A 19,472-nucleotide genomic window follows, 5' to 3' on the forward strand; every position below is an offset into this window, starting at 1 on the left:
TTAACTTATTCCGATTTGCTGTTTTACTTTTGAATTTATAATGATTGTACAATTTTTCACATATGATAGGAATTAGGGAATGTCCTAATTTCAATGGGGGAATCCCTAAAAAATAAAAAAGCAGGCAGTGGTACTTAACCCTCTAAGAATTTGTAGTACCACGCCTGCAAGGATGACTTAACAATTAATATATTTAATTTTATGGTCATTGATAATTTGTTGATGTAAATGTTGTTGTGTTGGATGGCAACTTTCATCAACGTCTATTAAACAGCGATAACCTGTTTCTGACATTTCTTCTGCTTTTAATAAAGCATCTTCTTTAGAACCTTTTATCACATATAATGTATCATCAACATTGCGTTCATGTTCTTGTGACACGACGTGTGCTTTATCGATATGATCAACAATCGCGCCTAATATACAGATACCTGGTTCACCTTCAAGTTCATGTTGTTGTAATTGATGTTCAATTGTACTTAATTTACCAATGATAACACGTTGGTTATAACACGTTGCATTAAAGACAATTGCAATCGAATAATCTTCAGTTGTATACGCAGTAATTTGTTTGATAATATGACCTAATCGCTTAATTCCCATGTAGATAGCTAACGTACCACCATTAATGAGATTACGAATATCCGTTTCTTGATTGATTGAATCTTTGAAATGGCCTGTCGAGAACGTAACACTTGGTGCTACTGATCGTAATGTCAAACCTAAATCCATTGTTGCAACAGCTGCACTTGCTGAAGTGACACCAGGAACAATTTCGTAGTCAATGCCATAGTCTTTTAAAGTATTCACTTCTTCAGTAACACGACCAAATATCGCTGGATCGCCACCTTTAAGACGTATCACCGTTTGATATTGTTTTGCAGCCTCAACGATTTTCAAATTGATTTCATCTTGCTGTATATGTTTCGCATAAGGTTTTTTACCGACATCAATGATTTCAGCGTCAGCTGGTGCATATTGTAGAATAAGCGGATTAACTAAACGATCATACAGAATAACGTCTGCTTTCTTAATGCATCGCTCTGCTTTTTTAGTTAAAAGGTTGGGGTTACCAGGACCCGCACCAATCAAATATACCTTTGCCTTCTCATTTATAGACATACATAAACGTCTCCATCAATAACTTCCACTTGATATGTTTCAACACATCCCGTATCTGGTTCTTGGACTTCCCCACTTCTTAAATCAACTTTTTGATCATGTAATGGGCAATAAACATAGTCACCACTCACTGTTCCTTCTGATAAAGGCCCTTGTTTATGAGGACAAATATTATTAATTGCATGAATGTCTCCACTTTCAGTTAAGAAAATGCCAATTTCTTTACCATCAACAATTACTTTTTTACCAATTAATGGTGTTAATTCTTCTAATGTCGTTACTTTAACTTTTTCCATAGATTTCATCGTTTACACCCTCTCAACTTCAAAGATTTTTTGAGCTTCTTTATCTTCAACGATTGCTTCCCAAGGTTCGCCATGTCCATCAATCGCTTTTTTAGCATCCATAATTCTATCGAATAATTCTTTTTGACGTTCAGGATCTAATAACACTTCTTTGACGTTTTCAAAGCCTAAACGATTTAACCAAGGTGCAGTTCTTTCTGCGTAAATACCTGTTTCACGATAATATTGCATTAATGCACCACATAATTGGATAACATCATCTTCAGTTTCAACAGTAATTAATAATTTACCTACAGTAACGTCTGTACCACCGTTACCGCCAATATAAATTTGATATCCATTTTCTACAGAGATAACACCGAAATCCTTAACACCAGATTCAACACAACTACGTGGGCAACCAGATACACCCATTTTAAATTTATGTGGTGTGTCGATATATTCAAATGTTTTTTCTAAACGAATACCTAAGCGTGTAGTATATTGTGTACCAAATCGACAGAATTCTTTACCGACACAACTTTTAACAGAACGTGTTTTCTTACCATAAGCTGATGCTGAACGCATACCTAAATCTTTCCAAACTTGAGGTAATTCTTCTTTTTTCAATCCGTATAAACCAACACGTTGTGAACCTGTTACTTTAACTAAAGGTACGTTGTATTTTTTAGCAACTTCGCCTAATCGAATCAATTGATCAGCATCTGTTACGCCACCACGCATTTGTGGAATAACAGAGAATGTACCATCATTTTGAATATTAGCATGGTAACGTTCATTTGCGAATCGTGATTCTTTTTCATCTTGGTGATCATGTGGATATACCATATTTAAATAGTAGTTAATTGCTGGTCGACATTTAGGGCAACCATTTTTATCTTTGAAATCGAGAACATGACGCACTTCTTTAGAAGTTTTAAGTCCTTTAGCTTTGATTTGCGTTACAATTTGGTCGCGTGTTAAGTCTGTACATGCACAAATACCAGTTGGTTTTGCTGCTACAAAGTCATCACCTAATGTGCATTGTAATAACTCGCCAATTTGACCTTTACATTTACCACAAGAGTTACCTGCTTTAGTTGCTTTTGTAACTTCGTCAACAGATGTTAAACCTTTCGTAGTAATTGCATTCACAATCGTACCTTTGTCGACACCATTACAACCACAAATCGTTTCATCGTCTGGCATGTCAGCGATTGATGTTACCGCTTCTTCGCCACCTTTGTATAATAATGAAACCAATGTATAGTCTTCTAAAGATTCATGTTTTTTCATCATGTTATAAAATCTTGAACCATCATCCGTATCACCGTACAACACTGCTCCGACAACTTGACCTTCACTTAAGTACACTTTTTTATAAATGTTATCTACACTATTGAAAATTTCAATCCCATGGACATTATCATTTTCAACAATTTGTCCTGCGCTGTATAAATCACATCCAGATACTTTTAATGAAGTGAATGTTGTAGACCCTTTATAGCCTTCTGTTTCTTTACCAGTTAAATAGTCGGCTAACACTTTACCTTGTTCATAAAGTGGTGCGACTAAACCATATACTTTACCATTATGTTCTGAACATTCACCGACAGCATAAATATTTGGATCTGATGTTTGTAAATAGTCGTTAACGACAATACCTCTATTTACTTCTAAGCCAGCGTCTCGAGCGACTTGCGTAAATGGACGGATACCTACTGCCATAACGACTAAATCCGTCTCAATCACTCTTCCGTCTGCTAATCTAATCGCTTCAACATCATCTTTACCTATAATTTCTTTAGAGTTTGCTTGTAACTCGATATTCATACCTTGACGTTCTAAATCTGCTTTAAGCATACCACTAGCTTTACGGTCTAGCTGCATTTCCATTAGCCATTCTGCTAAGTGTAATACAGTAACTTCCATGCCTTGGTCCATAAGACCTCTTGCACATTCAAGTCCTAACAATCCACCACCAATGACGACTGCTCTTTTTTTCGTTTTAGCGATGTCAATCATACGTTCAGTATCTTCGATTGTTCTCCAACCAATTACACTTGGTAAATCTGAACCAGGTATAGGTAATACAAATGCACTTGAACCAGTTGCAAAAATACAGATATCGTATTTAACTTCAATACCTTTAGAAGTTGTTACCGTTTGAGCGGAACGATCAACTGTTTCCACTGGGTCATTAACGATTAACTCGATGTTATTTTCTTCATACCATTCATATGGATTCATAATTGTTTCTTCAACAGTCATTTTCTTTTGTAATATATTTGATAACATAATTCTGTTATAATTTGGGTAAGGTTCTTTACCAATAATCGTGATATCAAATTGTGAATCAGAACGTTCAAGAATTTCTTCGATCGTTCTTAAACCTGCCATGCCGTTTCCAATCATTACTAATTTTTGTTTAGTCATAAAATATGCCCCTTTTATCACTTAAAATTTACTTATTTGCCATTTGCAATATTTGTTATTATTAAATGTTTGAATTTATACATTTGTTTCTTCACTGTTATTCTATAACAAATCTCCTTAAAAATGTGATTAAATTCACAAATATTAGTAAAATCGGGGAATTCCCTAATACGCTATTTGCACATAAAATAATAGGAGTAGGACAATGCATTCAATACGAATGGCGTCCTACTCCTTATAATCTGAGTTTATTTATTATCTAATTGCTCTAAACGATCACTAATAATTAATTTTAAAATGTTATCAAAGTTGATAGATGGCGTCATATGCAGTGTACCTTGAATATCCATTTCTGAAATCAGGCGTTTCACTTTATTAACAAGGCGTCCATCATATAGAAACATAGGTACAACAATTAATGTTTCATACTGCTTAGCTAATTGGTCTAAATCGTTTCTAAAGGTAATATCACCGTATAATGTTCGACAAAAGACAGGTACGTCTTGCTTTAGCTTCTTACCAAAGGATTTCAACTCATCATGCGCTTGCGTATATGAAAAACTACCATGTGCAATAAGAACAATAGCATGATTTACCGAAGCATCCACATTAACGTCTCGAATTCGTCTTTCAACTAAATCGACCATTAAATCGTGTGTGCCAAGTGGTTCACTAATTTCGTAATGTATTTGTGGATGTGTTTGTTTAATGTGCGCAAGTATATTCGGCACATCTACAATATAATGCATGGCTGAAAAAATTAATAACGGCACCACTTTAAAATGTGTTTCTCCCGCTTGAATTAAACGCCCTATTGTATTCTCAATACTTTTCTCTTCACTCTCTATAAATGCGAGTTCATATTGATAGGTTTCATCTCTTAAGAGCGACTCTAAAAATGCTTCTAACGCTTGATTTTGGTCACCTTTTCTCATACCATGTGCAACTAAAATATTAGCTACCAATCCTGTCATCCCCCTTTAATCCATGTGCAATCACAATTCATTGAATGCGTCATTAAACTTTAAATGTTGATTAAAATCATATGTTTTTCTACTAATCAAGTCAAGTCTGTTGGTTAATTTGTCACTAATAAAAAAGTTGAGACAAACATAGGGTAGAATTCCTAGTGAATTCATTATCCCAGCCGTTGATCTCAACCAATCCGCCTTATTTATTAATTAAACTATCACGTGAACCATTCAAATAGGCATAAACTAAACCAATAAAGATACCCCCACCGATATAGTTACCAATTAAAGCAAACACAATATTTTTGATAACATCTAACCATGAAAGTGCATCTAAATTATAAAACATCATTCCTGCATATAAGCCTGCATTAAAGACAACGTGTTCATAACCCATAAATACGAACACCACAACTCCTGCCGCAATAAAGAATGCTCTTGCTAATCCTTCTTTAAATAACATAGATACATAAATACCAATATTAATAAAGAAGTTACAAAAGATGGCTTTAACTAAAATATTTAGCCATGTTGATTCTACTGTCTTCATATGTACTGTTTTACTTAAACTGGCAATCATTTCCGGCGTCATTATATGCGTCCCTTTCATTAAGAAAAATAAAATAAATCCGCCAATAATATTTCCAATAAAGCAGAATAAGAAAATGAGTAGCATCTTATTAATAGTAATCGCTCTATAGTACCAGCCTACCGTTAAATACATAAAATTACTGGTCAATAATTCTGAATTAGTTAATACAATTAAAACTAAAGCTAAACTAAACGCAATCGCACCCAATAAATTAACTAATCCTTCGTTAGTTCCAGCAAATTGTGTTTTAATTGCTAACATGAATACAGTTACGATTGCTAATAAAAACCCTGACATCATCGCTTTCAAAGCGTATCGTCCAGGCGTTTTCTTTCCCATAATTTCTTTCGTTTGAACTTGTCCAACAGCCGCTTCTACAATATCACGAGTTGCGTGGGTATCTTCAACCGTTTTATTGTTCTTCAACATATGTATGCCCCCTACATCCTTTTCAAGTTATGTTTCAATTATATATTTTTTAAGAAAACATGAATAGATTAAATTTCATACATCAAAAAAGTGAGGTGAGCTCGTGTCGTGTAAACACGATGCCACCTCACTTTGAGATTTACTATTTTTGTGATTTAAGTCTAGATAAATAACGCAATCCTGTAGCAAAGATACCATAGCCTAATGCAGTTCTTAACACATATTTAATTGCACTATTATCAATCGCTTTTGAATTCAATAGGATTGTAGGGATTAAAGTACTAACTGAAAACAAAGCAAGTACTTTCAAATATCTTTCCTTCATTTCATCAACCTCATTTCATCTACATTATAACGTAAATTTAGTGAGATTTTTTGACATCCTTATGACTTTTTACGTTTCAATAGTGCATCAAGTTGGTCTAACGTAGAATTCATTCCCGCTTCTACACCCATATCAAGTGCTTGTTGCGCAGCATCTTTCGTTGGAAAAATTGAAGTTGACGTAACACGCGTGCGCTCCTCTGATTCTGAAGTAAAATCCATGAAAATTTGCATACCAGGTAATGTTGTATCTTTTTCACCTTGAGGCGTAGCAAAAAAATCAAAGTATTTAATGTGATGCGGTTTTTCGACTTTTTTATATTCTGTAAGTGTATAACTTGTTTGTTCTGGCATTTCAATCGCAAAGAAAGCATCTCCACCGGCAACCGGATTAAAACGATATACCTTTGTTTTGCCTCCTTGAGGATGGAACCATTGCTCAAATAACGCTTTCGTTGTGTACGATTCAAACACTTCATTAATTGGTGCTTCGAACGTTCTCGTAAATATAATTTTATTATCTTTGATCTGAATTGACATGTTAATCCCCCTACTTTTAAAAATAACTCACTCTGAATTTACCAGTTATTTATTTTTAATACAAAGATATAAAAAAACTCCCTTCAAAATTCACATGATCTCAATGTCTACTTTGAAGGGAGTCTATGCTTATATGTCGTATTTATTGTGACGAATGATTAGTCTTCAAGTGGAAATTCTAAATCGAATTCAACATGTAAGTCTTTGCCTAATAAGAATCCGCCAGTTTCAAGTTGTTGGTTAAATGTAATACCATATTTTTCACGATTAAGATTACCAGTAATAACTAAACCAGCTGTATTTTTACCGTTAAGTGGGTTTAAGCTAATACCTTTATAATCTAAATCAAATGTTTCTTCATGTGTTTGGTCTTTCATTGTTAAGTTACCAGTAACTGATTTTTCATCTACTTTTGTAATTTCAAATTTAATTTCTGGATAGTTTTCAGCGTCTAAGAAATCTGCGCTTTTAAGATGATTATCACGATCTGCTACTTTCGTATCAATTGAATTTGCTTTAACAGTAAACGTACCTTGTAATGAACTTAAATCGTTAAAATCACCTGAAATGTTAGCGTCAAATTCGTTAAAACGTCCTTTAACATTTGATACAACTAAGTGTTGAATAGAAAAGTTAACTCCTGAATGTGCTGGGTCTAAATTTAAATTAGCCATGTTTACATACCTCCAATATTTAAATTATGAAACTACGTAGCTGAAAACCAGTACGATAGTTTGTATAATTATTATACTTAGTATAATAAAACAACTTAATTAGAAATACAAGTAAAACGACTCACATTTAAATGATTTAATGTGCTAACATTTCTTCTTTGATATCATCCTTATCTAATGAAGCAGGATAGTACGTTGGCCAGTGATCCATTTCTTTAAGTAATGTTTCATTGTTATCACCCATAAAGATATGGAAATGTTCAGCTTTCTTAGGTGCAATATTATGATCACTAAACTGAACATATTTCGGTAATGATGGCGTATCATTGTTTGTCAATTTATAAATAAATCTTACACCGCGATTACCTTTCTTATAATCTAAGATTTTTTTACCGACATATTCATACGTCCCAGTTACCTTATTCCCATTTTTTTCAAAAGTAATGTTGTCACCTTCAATATGAATATTAGAAATATCAGTTTTATAACCTTTTTCATAGTATGCTTTATATTCTTTTGCGGTCATACTGCTATCTTCTTCAGATTTATGTTTCATAACATCATCTAAATCACCATTTTTTAAATAAGGATAAACTGATTGCCATTCACCTTCATAATCTGATAGCGCACGATTTTTAACTTGCTCATCTTTAAAATAACCATCTGAAATTGCTTTGTCATGCTTATGTTCAGCTTTGTCGTCTTGTACTTTTATATTGGAATCCAATGCTTTATCTAAAGCTTCAATATTTTTGTTCATTAATGTTTGATAATTTATTGATGTGTCTTTAGATTGTTCTTTATTTAGTGACTCCATATTATAGAATTTTAATGGCTTGGCGTTGGTTTCTTTTCTGATTGTCTCAGTCACTTTATTGGCAACATTATCTTCGTATAATATGTATTTAACATTTTTATCATTAATCTCTTTAACTAATTGTGTAAGTGCTTTTTGAGAAGGGTCTTCAGCGTTCATATTTTGAATTCCCTTTTGAACAAAGCCATAGCGATCTGCGAGATAACCTAAAGATTCATGTGAAATAAATACAGCATTACCTTGTTTATCTTTAGTAATGTCTTTTAATTTATTGTCAATGTCATCTAACGATTTTTCTAATTTTTTAAAATTTTTCTCATATTCATTTTTATGCTTTGGATCTTTAGCTACTAACTGATCTTTAATTTCTTTAGCAAAGATTTTATTTTTCTCAGGATCTAACCATACGTGTGGATCATATCCGCCATGATGATGGTGATGATGTTCATGTGAATCTGCATGTTCTTCATCACCGTGTTCATGCTGATCTGTGAGTAATGTTGAACGGTCTAATTTATCTTGTAATGATACTTTCTTTTTATCATCTTTAATTGTTGCTGCAACTTTCTTAGCGACTGGATCTAAATCGTCACCTGTATACACGAATAAATCAGATTTATTAACCTTTAACATGTCTTTCTGAGTTGGTTCATAATCATGTAAGTCTGAGCCAGCAGGATAAATGGATGATACATTCACATGATTACCACCTATTTGTTCTATAAAAGATTGTAAAGGATAAACGGTTGTAGACACATTGATTTTATCGCCATCCTTTGACTCCTTATTAGAACTATCTTCTTTTCCGCAAGCTACTAAAACACATAATATTATAGATAATAAAACGGTAAGACTTAAAAATCGCTTCATAATATTCCTCCTAAATAGTAATAATTACGATTTAAAAGTATAGCTTCATTTGTATAAAATTACAATAGTTTTTTTAATTTTCTTATTCATCGTTTTAAAGAAATGACATCGATTAAAATAGATTTATTATATTAATCTCTCGATACTTGGTTATCATTATTAGAATCAATGCTTTTGAAATTTAAACCTTCACTTCACGCTAGTAGCATGATTTTCTATACTGGACCACCCCAGCTTGCTTTGCTTGTTGAATTTCTGGGTGAAATTCTTTTTGCTGAGGGCCCCACCCCAGCTTGCTTTGCTTGTCGAATTTCTGGGTGAAATTCTTTTTGCTGGGGCCCCGGATGACAAAAACGCCCTTCAAAGTTTCATTTTTCAATGTTTACTTCGAAGGGCGTATATCAATTTTAGTGTTAATGCTTATGACACGTTCAGTTCTGCATTATAAGTATTTCGTCCACTCTTTAACTTTGTATGGATCCTTTACTTTTTTACCATTGATAAAAACAGTTGGAACTGTGTCAATTTTATTATCTTCTGTTAGTTTCTTTTGTTCGTCAGCTTTTTTCCAAGCGTCACTATTTTTAGTTTTATATTGTTTTTTAATTTCTGATTTCTGTTGACTTGTAATATCTAATTTATCAATTTCTCTGTCTAAAAAGTCTTCAGTCAGCCACTTTTTATTTTCGTCTTTTTGGTTGGCAAATACATTATGTTGAAATGTTAAGTATTTATTAGGCGCAACCTCTTGTACTGCATTGCCAGCTCTTGAACCAACTATAGAGTCTTTATCTAGAAATCCAGCATTTACAAATTGGTACTCGACTTTATTCGTATCAATATAGTCTTTTTTTATTGTCGGCATGACGTTCTCTTCAACTTTTTTACAGTACGGACATTTAAAATCTCCATACTCAACGATTAAAATCTTCCCATTTTTTGTTTTAGGTGGTTGTTTCTCTTTATTGTTAGCACATGCACTCATGATGACGATGATAACCATCAACATGCTTATAATTGAAATGATTTTCTTCATAGATGCTCCTTTTCATTTTGTATTAATTCATGTTTTCTTCTTTATAATCAGCATCATGTGATTCTATATATTGCTTTGTATCGAAGTTATCCAGATATTTTCCCTTTTTCCCATCAAATTGATATGTGTAGTAATGAACTTCCTCATTATTACTTAATGGCTTATAAGCTAAAACAACATACTTACCATCTTCATAAACATAAATATTCGCATCTTTTTTATCAAAGTGTTTAACCATATCGCCTGTATCATGCTTAGCCATCTGTTCTTGCTTTTGATCTTGCATTTTTACAGCTTTATCTATTTTATCTACATATTTATCATTACCGCATGCTGCTAGCAATACGATACCTAAAGTTAACATAACTAATATACGTTTCATACATTCACTCCTATTGCCCAATTCTATAAATCTCATCTTATACTTCTGTTGCAAATACTATCATACAATGGTTTTAGATTATGCGCTAGTTCATAAAAATTTACATTTCTAAAAATTTTTATTATTATAAATTAAATATAAATTTCCGTCTACAACTAAAGTACGATGTAATTTAATTAGTTATTTTGTGTAATAGATGTAGTTATTTGGTAAAATAGATGATAATTCTTAAAAATACAGAGGAGTAGATGAATATGAAATTCGTAACTTTAACATCGGGGGAATTTGAGAAATTTACGTCCAGTCATTTCTCACATTATACGCAATCACGAATTCACTTTGATAATAGAAGTGAATTAAAGGGTGATGTACACATTGTAGGTGTCAAAGATGACAGTGACAACGTTATCGCTGCTACATTAATGACTGAAGCGCGTGCATTAAAAGTATTCAAATATTTTTATACACATCGTGGACCGGTAATGGACTACAGTAATATTGAATTGGTTCACTTTTTCTTTAAATCATTAACACGCTATTTAAAAAAGCACAATTGCCTATATGTCTTAGTTGATCCATATATTTTAGAGAACTTACGTAACGCAGACGGAGAAATTTTGGAGAGCTATGATAATCGTGCCGTAATCAAAACGTTGGAAGAACTAGGTTATAAACATCAAGGGTGGTCAGTTGGTTACAGTACAATGAGTCAAATACGTTGGTTATCTATCTTAGATTTAAAAGACAAGTCAGAAGATCAACTGCTTAAAGAAATGGACTATCAAACTCGTCGTAATATTAAAAAAACGTATGAAATGGGTGTAAAAGTAAGAACACTTCCTATGGATGAAACAGATACTTTCTTCGAATTGTTCCAAATGGCCGAAGAAAAACATGGTTTCAAATTTAGAGACAAACCTTACTTTTATGAAATGCAAAAAACATACAAAGACCATGCTATGCTAAAACTTGCTTATATCGATTTAAAAGATTATTTATCTACTCTTCAAGAGAAGCATGATACATTAACACAACAATTAGCGGACGTTGATGCAGTGTTGAAAGAAAATCCGAATTCTAAGAAAAATAAAAATAAGCGCACGCAAATACAACAACAAGTTGATAGTAACGAACGTAAATTAAATGAAACGAAAGATAAAATTGCCCAAGAAGGCGAAATACTTAATCTAGCCGCTGCTTTATATTTATATAATGACCATGAAGTATATTATCTATCCAGTGGCTCAAACCCTAAATATAATGCGTACATGGGTGCGTATCGCTTACAATGGGACATGATTAAATTTGCGAAAGAACATAACGTTGATCGTTATAATTTCTACGGTATCACTGGTGACTTTAGTGAAAATGCTGAAGACTTCGGTGTTCAACAATTCAAAAAAGGATTCAACGCGAATGTGTATGAATATATTGGTGATTTCATCAAACCTATCAAACCTTTCGCATACCGAGTTATGCAACTTTTAGATCGTAAATAAGCATGATAAAAAACATTTCAACTAAAAAACACTTCCTAAAGTACTCAAATGTACTTTAGGAAGTGTTTTGTTATTAGTCTTCATTGATTACATTTAGGAAGCGACGTAATTCTTCAGTCTTTGGATGATTGAACATCTCGTCTGGAGAACCTTGTTCACCTATACGTCCTTCATGTATAAAGACGATTTTATTTGAGACTTGGCGTGCAAATCGCATTTCATGCGTTACAATCACCATTGTCATACCTTCATCAGCTAATTCCTTGATTACTCTAAGGACATCATTCACTAATTCTGGGTCTAAAGCAGATGTTGGCTCGTCAAATAGCATTACTTGTGGATTCATTGCTAACGCTCTAGCAATGGCTACACGTTGTTGTTGACCACCTGATAGCGCATGTGGGCGTTGATCTTTAACACTTGTTAAACCAACTTTTTCAAGTAACCCCATCGCTCTTTCTTTAGCATCTGCTTTATTCATTTTCTTAACCGTCACTAACCCTTCCATAACATTTTCCAATGCTGATTTATGCGGAAATAGGTTATAACTTTGAAATACCATACCCGATTGCTTGCGTACGCTTATTTGAGACTTTTTATTGTTAGCTGTGTAGCTTTCACCATTAACCGTTACGTTACCTTCAGTTGGAATTTCTAAAGCATTAATCATACGTAGTAATGTCGTCTTACCTGAACCAGATCGTCCAATCAGTGTCACGACTTCCCCTTTATCTACATTTAAATCAATACCTTTAATGACTTCTTTATCATTGAACGATTTATGGATGCCACTTAATTCAATCATGAGTTATACCCTCTTTCAATATATGATTCATAGAAGCTTTGAATAACTGAAATGATGAAACATACTACCCAATACATAACAGCTACAAGTATATAAATTGTGAAATACTCATAAGTTGTAGAAGCGACTTCTTGAGCTTTACGGAACATTTCTGCTACCAAGATAAAGCCAAGTAATGATGTATCTTTAATTAAACTTAAGAATGTATTACCTAAAGCTGGAATTGAAACACGAATCGCTTGTGGCAATATAATTCTTTGAATGGTTTGTCTATAGTTCATCCCTATAGAATAAGCCGCTTCAGTTTGACCTTTAGGTATTGAAATAATTCCACCACGTATAATTTCTGATGCATACGCACCAACATTAAGAGATAAACCAATGATAGCTGATACAACGGATGATAATGTCCATTGTTCATCAGCGTTACCCGTTAATAAACGCTCTAGTTCAGGAATACCATAAAAGATAATGAATAATTGAACGATCATCGGTGTACCACGAATAATTGACACATAAACACGTGCAATACCTTTTAAAACTTTACTTGTTGAAATACGCATTAACGCTGTAAATAAAGCAATGATCAAACCTAAGATAAATGTAACAATGGTAATTGGAATAGAATATTTTAATAATCCTTCCAACATCGGTCCAAATGCTTGCCCTGCCGCATCTAATGCATGTTGTTGTTGACTATTTAGGCTCAGAAACATTTTCACCGAACCATTTCTTACCAATTTTTGCTAATTCGCCATTTTCTTTTAATGTTTTAATGCCATCATTGAAATCAGATACAACTTTTTCATCAACATCTTTATTAAATGCAAATGCTGATTTACTTTGTTCTGCATTACCTTTGATTGCTTTGATTTTAGCATTTGGTTTTTGTTTTTTATAGTCTAAGTAAGATAAGCTATCGTTAAATGTACCATCAACACGATTAGATAATAATAAGTCCATCGCTTGGTTAAAGCCATCAACTTTCGTAATATCTGCGCCTTTATCTTTAGCTAATTGACCATAGTTTGACGTAAATGTTTGCGCCATTTTCTTACCTTTAACATCATCAAATGATTTGATATCTTTTTCATTTTCACGAACTACTAAAACTGCGCTTGAATACGTGTAAGGTGTAGAGAATTTATATTTATTCTCTCTTTCTTTATTTACACCTACTTGGTTAGCAATCACATCAAAACGTTTAGCGTCTAAGCCAGCAAACATTGAATCCCATGATGTTTCATTGAATTTAAGTTTGTAACCTTTTTCTTTTGCAACTGCTTTGATGACATCAATATCGTAACCAGTTAATTTGTCTTGTTTATTATGGAAAGTGAATGGTGCATATGTACCTTCAGTTCCTACTTTCAGTGTTTTACTATCACTATTGCTACTACTTGATTTAGAATCACTATTTTTATCTGATGATCCTCCATTTCCACAAGCAGCTAACACAAAGATAAGTGCTAAAGCAACAAATAAAAGTCTTTTCATCTACCTTGTCCTCCATATTCCTATTAGATTAGTCAGAATAAATTAATTCTAATCTCATAGGTAGGAATAGTCAACATTATTTTTATGTTTAATTAAGTGTTCAGAATGTTTGGATATTAATGACAATAAAAAGAGACCAAGACATAAAGCGTTTATGTTTTAGGAAGACATGGATGACATTCCTAAAGCTACATTGGAATATCAAGTATTTTCCAAATCACGCTCGTCTTGATCTCTTATCGTTTCGTGCAATAAATTATTAACTTATTGATCTTCCAACTCCGCTTCAGCCTTTACTTTTTTCTTGCTTTTAATTAAAAATGTAAGCAATAAACTAATAATCGTAATTATTACAGCAAACATAAACCCTGAATGGTAACCATGAAGCATAGCATCAATCTGTATTTGTCCTGCCGTTTCAGTTTTATTCATACCGTGATAATCACTCATTGTCGGTTGAAAGTTTTTACTTGCTGTACTTAATATCGTAATCAAGCCTGCTGTTCCAATTGAACCAGCAATTTGTTGAATGGTATTTGTCATTGACGAACCATGTGCATTAAGTTCTGGTGTTAGTTGATTCATTGTATGTGTCATAATTGGCATTAAGCCCAATGCGATACCAATCATACGAATTGCATAAATCGTAGCCAACATAATGGTTGACGTATGCTCGTCCATCACTACAAAGTACGATGTCGTTACAAGTACAATAAACATACCTATAATCGCTAATACCTTAGCCCCAAACGTTTCATATAACCACCCTGAAATAATCGACATGATGGCCATCACAATGGCACCTGGAAGTAAGATAAGTCCTGAGTCAATCGGTGTTCGACCTAGCAAGTTTTGTACAAACATTGGCAATACTGTTTCAGAACCAATCATTGAAATCATGGTTGCAGCCATTATCGATAATCCAACTGCAAACTCCTTATTCTTAAATACTTTAAAGCTCAATAACGGATTATCAAGTTTTTCTTGGCGCCAAATAAACAAACCTACTAATATTAAGCCACCAATAACCGTGGTCAAGACAAGCGGATCATCCCATCCATCACTAGAAATAGAACTTACACCGTATAACAATCCACCAAAACCTAGTATTGATAATGCGATAGAAATGAGATCGATAGGTGTTCTAACGGTTGTTCCTACATTTTTAATAATTTTTAATGCAATCAGAAATGTGATTGCTAAAATCGGTGCAACGACATGGAACAATGATCGCCAATTAAAATATTCCACTAAATAACCAGATAATGTAGGTCCAATGGCTGGAGCAAGACCTATAACGAGTCCAAACATCCCCATATATTTACCACGTTCATGCGGTTGAAAGATATCTAGAATGGTCGTCATCATCAATGGCATCATAATACCTGAGCCTAAAGCTTGTATAATTCGTGCAATTAAAAGTATCGTAAAGTTCGGACTAAAACCACCTAGCATCGTCCCAAGGAAGAAGATGACAATTCCAGTTAAGAAGACTTGTCTCGTAGAGTATCGCTGTATAATAAATGCAGATAACGGAATGACAACACCATTAGTGAGTAAGAATGCTGTTGTTAACCATTGAACTTGTGAATATTCAATATTGAAATCCTTCATGATACTCGGCAATGCTGTGGTAAGTAATGTTTCATTAAGCAATCCAAAGAATCCACCAAGTAACATTGTAAATATCATTGCTAATTTTTGTTTATGTGACATACTATTCCCCTTTTATCTATTTATGCGCTCAATAGAACCATTTGACTATTATACATATCATTTTTTGATTTTCATATACGATATTAATATTATTTTTATAAATCGTAATAATTCCTATTTACATTTTTACTATTTTCCTTTATGCTTTTAAAAAGGAGGAATCAAATATGAAACTAGATTTACAAACAGCACGTCGTAATTTGAACAGTCCTAATATCAAAACGCGCAAGCGTGCATTAAAAATCATCAAACAACACAAACGCAATCGTAAATCAGCTTAATACAATCCATTTCTTCCATAAATAACTCCTAAAAAGGAGTAGCACATGTAATCTATCGCATAGCATTACTTGTACTACTCCTTTAATTTATGAATTATAAATAATAATGATCAATGACATTTAAATTGTCATCTAATTCGTAAATGAGCGGTGCACCTGTTTTAATTTCATATCCAATAATATCTTCATCAGATACATGATCCAAATATTTAATTAACGCACGAATTGAATTACCATGTGCAGCGACTAAAACAGTTTCTCCATCTAATAGGTGTTGAGAAATTTTATCTGTCCAAATGGGTACCACTCGTTCTAATGTCGTTTTTAAACTTTCTGAATAAGGCATCATACGATGATCTAAATGTCTATAACGGCGATCTTTTAAATAAGATTCACGTTGTTCTTCAGTTTGTGCAGGTGGTTTAACATCATATGAACGTCGCCATTGATGCACTTGTTCTTCACCAAATTCTTTACGTGCTTCATCTTTATTAAGTCCTTGTAATTTACCATAATGGCGTTCATTTAAACGCCAGCTCTTATGGACTGGAATCCATTCTTGATCTGATTCAGCTAATAAAAACTGAGTTGTTTCTAATGCTCTCGTTAATAATGAAGTAAACGCTACATCAATTTCAATGCCATTTTCTTTTAATTTACGCCCAGATGTTATGGCTTCATTACGTCCCTGTTCAGATAGTTGAACATCTTCCCAACCTGTAAATAAATTTTTAGCATTCCATTCACTTTGACCGTGACGACATAAAATTAATTTTGGCATGTAAAACACCTTCCTATACGTTAGATCGATTGTATGATTCCATTTAGCATGTCATCAATCAATGCCTAACTTCTAATTTAAAATTTACTTCCCTATGCTTTGCAACAAGTGACTTACTCTTTTTCTATTACATTTATTATAAAACTATTTCGCCAAATTTCATAATATCTAAGATTCAGTCCCTGAATGCCATAAATGACGTCATTTTGTCATGTTCGTTATCTTCAGTACATCTTTGATATGTTTTTTTGATTTTGTAGTAACCTATGTCATCAATTAAGGTGCTATAGTGTATCTACCGTAATCAACAGCAAGACATATTGGGATACCGTGACTAAATGCTATTAATTCAAAGCGCTGACTAAAATTGCGCATCATTTCGTTTAAGTCCCTATGCATTTAAGTCAGCTACTGCGAATACTTTGGTTAATTCATAATATTGAATTACCTTAGCTTAAATTTAGTAATTTTAGTTACATTACAAAAACCAATTTTAAAGGAGATTATTTAATATGAAGAAATCAATATTTACGTTAATGACGATGGTATCTTTAGGTGCCGCAGGATTACAATCAGGTCAAGCGCACGCAAGTGAAATGACACACAACCAACAACAATCATGTCAATATAATCAACATACACAGTTACAACACTCTCAACCTTCACAACAAGGTCAATATTCAAACGTAGCATCAGCAGCAACTACATCTTCAAATACTACTGATACTTCATCAGAAAATACTGCATCAACTAGTAATACTACTGCTTCTAGTGATGAAAGTTCATCTTCAGTATATAAACAATTTATCGCAGCTGGAGGAACACAAGAACTATGGGAGAAAATTGTCTTACCTGAATCCGGTGGAGATCCTAATGCGTCTAACGGACAATATCATGGCTTAGGACAAACCAATCAATCTTGGGGATATGGTTCAGTTGAAACTCAAACTAAAGGCATGATTTCATATGCTAAAGAACGCTATGGTTCTATTGAAGCTGCGATTAGTTTCCGTGAATCAAACGGATGGTGGTAACATCCAATATAAATAAATGAACATATATTAAGAAAAGGCTGGGACATAAATAATATAATGAAGCTATTTTGCAAATTCGCAGTAGCTGACTGATTTGAAAATGCGCTTAGATCAAGCTTTTTTCAAACCTAGTCATCCTTGCGGGCGGGGCCCCAACAAAGAGAATTTCATCAAGAAATTCTACAAGCTAAGCAAGCTGGGAGTCGGGGCCCCAGCAAAGAGAATTTCATCAAGAAATTCTACAAGCTAAGCAAGCTGGGAGTGGGGCCCCAGCAGAGAGAATTTCATTAAGAAATTCCACAAGCAAAGCAAGCTGGGAGCGGACGACGAATTTAAAAGAATTCTGTCTCGCTCCCCTAATCAATCATTTGATTTAATGTGTCTGGTTCGGGATGAACGTACACGGAAGAAATGCCTTTACTATGTAAGTGATTTTCTACTTTATCACAAATGTCATGTGCCTGTTGCAGTGATAAATGTGCATCAACAACAATTGTTACATCTAAAAAGATGCTACTGCCATGATAGCGTCCCTTAAGATTATTCACGTCTTTAACGTCTTCTACTTCTAAAACAACATTACGGTATTCTTCAAGATCTTGCTCATTGAAACCATCACTCAGTGCAAATATTGACTCCTTAAAAATACTAAAACCTGTATAAATAATTAAAAGTCCTAAAACCGTCGCTAATATGACATCGACGATAGATAATCCGAATTGGGTAAATACTAAACCAATCGCAGTCCCTATACTAACAAGACCATCTGACAAATTATCTTTTGCCGCGGAATTTAATGAGCTACTCTTGGTCTTCTGAGCCAGTCTATGATTGATTGCAAAGACACCAATCATAATAAGTCCACTGATTAAACTCACAAAAATTGTAATGACATTTGGTGTATGATGTTCGTTCGTAAATATTCGAGGTACGTTTTCAATCACAACTTGAATACCCACAAACATAATAATAAATGATACTAATAGTGTAGAGATATTTTCAGATTTCAAATGACCATAAGGATGATTTTTATCTGCTGGCTTAATTGAAATTTTCAACCCAACAATGACAGCAATAGATACAATAATGTCTGTCATATTATTCAAAGCGTCTGCTCTAACTGCTGCTGAATCAAATACAAAGCCTGTTATATATTTAGAAACAGATAGAATGATATAAACTACTAAACTTAAATAAGCACCTCTTTGAGCTAATTTAAGATTTTCACTTTGAGACATGTTGTCTACCACCTTAAATGCTTTAATATCAATAGTATGTACCATCGAAAGATGATTGACAACGTTTTTTAATTTCTATAAATTTCATATATTTAGGCGAATTAAATTTTTCGCAAAACCTAAATATTAATTAAGTTGTTACCC

The 19,472-nt window shown here is 33.4% G+C and carries 20 protein-coding genes; 3 read left to right on the forward strand and 17 right to left on the reverse strand.

Annotated features, from left to right (window positions below):
* Window positions 1-177: 177 nt before the first annotated feature.
* The 11 genes from cobA to HMPREF3239_RS03070 all read right to left on the reverse strand — a co-directional run bounded on the left by cobA (window position 178) and on the right by HMPREF3239_RS03070 (window position 10,477).
* Complete coding sequence (gene cobA, locus HMPREF3239_RS03020; RefSeq protein WP_070854663.1) at window positions 178-1,122, reverse strand: uroporphyrinogen-III C-methyltransferase; 945 nt, start codon at window positions 1,120-1,122, stop codon at window positions 178-180.
* The gene (gene nirD, locus HMPREF3239_RS03025) at window positions 1,113-1,427 is read right to left on the reverse strand and encodes a nitrite reductase small subunit NirD (RefSeq protein WP_011274977.1); all 315 of its coding nucleotides are present in this window, start codon (window positions 1,425-1,427) and stop codon (window positions 1,113-1,115) included. Before nirD ends, cobA begins: the two co-directional genes overlap by 10 nt.
* 3 nt (window positions 1,428-1,430) lie before the next feature.
* Window positions 1,431-3,842, reverse strand: coding sequence for a nitrite reductase large subunit NirB (nirB, locus tag HMPREF3239_RS03030; RefSeq protein WP_070854664.1), 2,412 nt, complete (start codon window positions 3,840-3,842; stop codon window positions 1,431-1,433).
* A 248-nt stretch (window positions 3,843-4,090) separates the two neighbouring features.
* Entirely contained in the window at window positions 4,091-4,807 is a 717-nt protein-coding gene (locus tag HMPREF3239_RS03035; RefSeq protein ID WP_053028704.1) for a sirohydrochlorin chelatase, read from the reverse strand.
* 205 nt (window positions 4,808-5,012) lie between these two features.
* Window positions 5,013-5,834, reverse strand: a complete 822-nt coding sequence (locus HMPREF3239_RS03040) for a formate/nitrite transporter family protein (RefSeq protein WP_070854665.1) — start codon at window positions 5,832-5,834, stop codon at window positions 5,013-5,015.
* 142 nt (window positions 5,835-5,976) lie between these two features.
* A complete protein-coding gene (locus HMPREF3239_RS03045; RefSeq protein ID WP_053028706.1) occupies window positions 5,977-6,159 on the reverse strand; it encodes a hypothetical protein in 183 nt (60 codons plus the stop codon).
* A gap of 59 nt (window positions 6,160-6,218) precedes the next feature.
* Window positions 6,219-6,698 carry an SRPBCC family protein gene (locus HMPREF3239_RS03050; RefSeq protein ID WP_070854666.1) on the reverse strand — a complete coding sequence of 160 codons (480 nt, stop codon included), beginning with the start codon at window positions 6,696-6,698 and terminating at the stop codon, window positions 6,219-6,221.
* Window positions 6,699-6,856: 158 nt separating this feature from the next.
* The gene (locus tag HMPREF3239_RS03055; protein ID WP_053028707.1) at window positions 6,857-7,372 is read right to left on the reverse strand and encodes a YceI family protein; all 516 of its coding nucleotides are present in this window, start codon (window positions 7,370-7,372) and stop codon (window positions 6,857-6,859) included.
* Window positions 7,373-7,508: 136 nt separating this feature from the next.
* Complete coding sequence (gene adcA / locus HMPREF3239_RS03060) at window positions 7,509-9,059, reverse strand: zinc ABC transporter substrate-binding lipoprotein AdcA (protein ID WP_070854667.1); 1,551 nt, start codon at window positions 9,057-9,059, stop codon at window positions 7,509-7,511.
* Window positions 9,060-9,501: 442 nt separating this feature from the next.
* Complete coding sequence (locus HMPREF3239_RS03065; protein ID WP_053028709.1) at window positions 9,502-10,095, reverse strand: DsbA family protein; 594 nt, start codon at window positions 10,093-10,095, stop codon at window positions 9,502-9,504.
* A gap of 22 nt (window positions 10,096-10,117) precedes the next feature.
* The gene (locus tag HMPREF3239_RS03070) at window positions 10,118-10,477 is read right to left on the reverse strand and encodes a DUF4467 domain-containing protein (protein WP_053028710.1); all 360 of its coding nucleotides are present in this window, start codon (window positions 10,475-10,477) and stop codon (window positions 10,118-10,120) included.
* A 254-nt stretch (window positions 10,478-10,731) separates the two neighbouring features.
* Between HMPREF3239_RS03070 and HMPREF3239_RS03075 the strand changes: the two genes are divergently transcribed.
* Window positions 10,732-11,976: an aminoacyltransferase gene (locus HMPREF3239_RS03075; RefSeq protein WP_070854668.1), complete on the forward strand. Its 1,245-nt coding sequence runs from the start codon at window positions 10,732-10,734 to the stop codon at window positions 11,974-11,976.
* 73 nt (window positions 11,977-12,049) lie between these two features.
* On the opposite strand, the gene HMPREF3239_RS03080 is transcribed toward HMPREF3239_RS03075, so the two are convergent.
* The 4 genes from HMPREF3239_RS03080 to HMPREF3239_RS03095 form a co-directional block, all read right to left on the reverse strand.
* Window positions 12,050-12,781 (reverse strand): amino acid ABC transporter ATP-binding protein, encoded by a 732-nt coding sequence (locus HMPREF3239_RS03080; RefSeq protein WP_053028712.1) that lies wholly within the window; start codon window positions 12,779-12,781, stop codon window positions 12,050-12,052.
* A complete protein-coding gene (locus tag HMPREF3239_RS03085) occupies window positions 12,778-13,497 on the reverse strand; it encodes an amino acid ABC transporter permease (protein ID WP_070854669.1) in 720 nt (239 codons plus the stop codon). The genes HMPREF3239_RS03080 and HMPREF3239_RS03085 overlap by 4 nt, the downstream gene beginning before the upstream one ends.
* Complete coding sequence (locus HMPREF3239_RS03090; RefSeq protein WP_053028713.1) at window positions 13,478-14,278, reverse strand: transporter substrate-binding domain-containing protein; 801 nt, start codon at window positions 14,276-14,278, stop codon at window positions 13,478-13,480. Before HMPREF3239_RS03090 ends, HMPREF3239_RS03085 begins: the two co-directional genes overlap by 20 nt.
* 264 nt (window positions 14,279-14,542) lie before the next feature.
* Window positions 14,543-15,994 carry an MDR family MFS transporter gene (locus HMPREF3239_RS03095; protein WP_070854670.1) on the reverse strand — a complete coding sequence of 484 codons (1,452 nt, stop codon included), beginning with the start codon at window positions 15,992-15,994 and terminating at the stop codon, window positions 14,543-14,545.
* A 167-nt stretch (window positions 15,995-16,161) separates the two neighbouring features.
* Here HMPREF3239_RS03095 and HMPREF3239_RS12260 point away from each other — a divergent pair, with 167 nt between their 5' ends.
* A complete protein-coding gene (locus HMPREF3239_RS12260) occupies window positions 16,162-16,275 on the forward strand; it encodes a putative metal homeostasis protein (protein WP_107629047.1) in 114 nt (37 codons plus the stop codon).
* Window positions 16,276-16,369: 94 nt separating this feature from the next.
* On the opposite strand, the gene HMPREF3239_RS03100 is transcribed toward HMPREF3239_RS12260, so the two are convergent.
* On the reverse strand, window positions 16,370-17,056 hold the full coding sequence (locus HMPREF3239_RS03100) for a 2,3-diphosphoglycerate-dependent phosphoglycerate mutase (protein WP_070854671.1): 687 nt from the start codon (window positions 17,054-17,056) through the stop codon (window positions 16,370-16,372).
* A gap of 512 nt (window positions 17,057-17,568) precedes the next feature.
* Here HMPREF3239_RS03100 and HMPREF3239_RS03105 point away from each other — a divergent pair.
* Window positions 17,569-18,090, forward strand: coding sequence for an aggregation-promoting factor C-terminal-like domain-containing protein (locus tag HMPREF3239_RS03105; protein ID WP_070854672.1), 522 nt, complete (start codon window positions 17,569-17,571; stop codon window positions 18,088-18,090).
* Window positions 18,091-18,446: 356 nt separating this feature from the next.
* On the opposite strand, the gene HMPREF3239_RS03110 is transcribed toward HMPREF3239_RS03105, so the two are convergent.
* Complete coding sequence (locus HMPREF3239_RS03110) at window positions 18,447-19,328, reverse strand: cation diffusion facilitator family transporter (RefSeq protein ID WP_053028716.1); 882 nt, start codon at window positions 19,326-19,328, stop codon at window positions 18,447-18,449.
* Window positions 19,329-19,472 lie beyond the last annotated feature (144 nt).

The organism is Staphylococcus sp. HMSC34C02 (genome assembly GCF_001838705.1).
GTDB classification, from domain to species: Bacteria; Bacillota; Bacilli; order Staphylococcales; family Staphylococcaceae; genus Staphylococcus; species Staphylococcus borealis.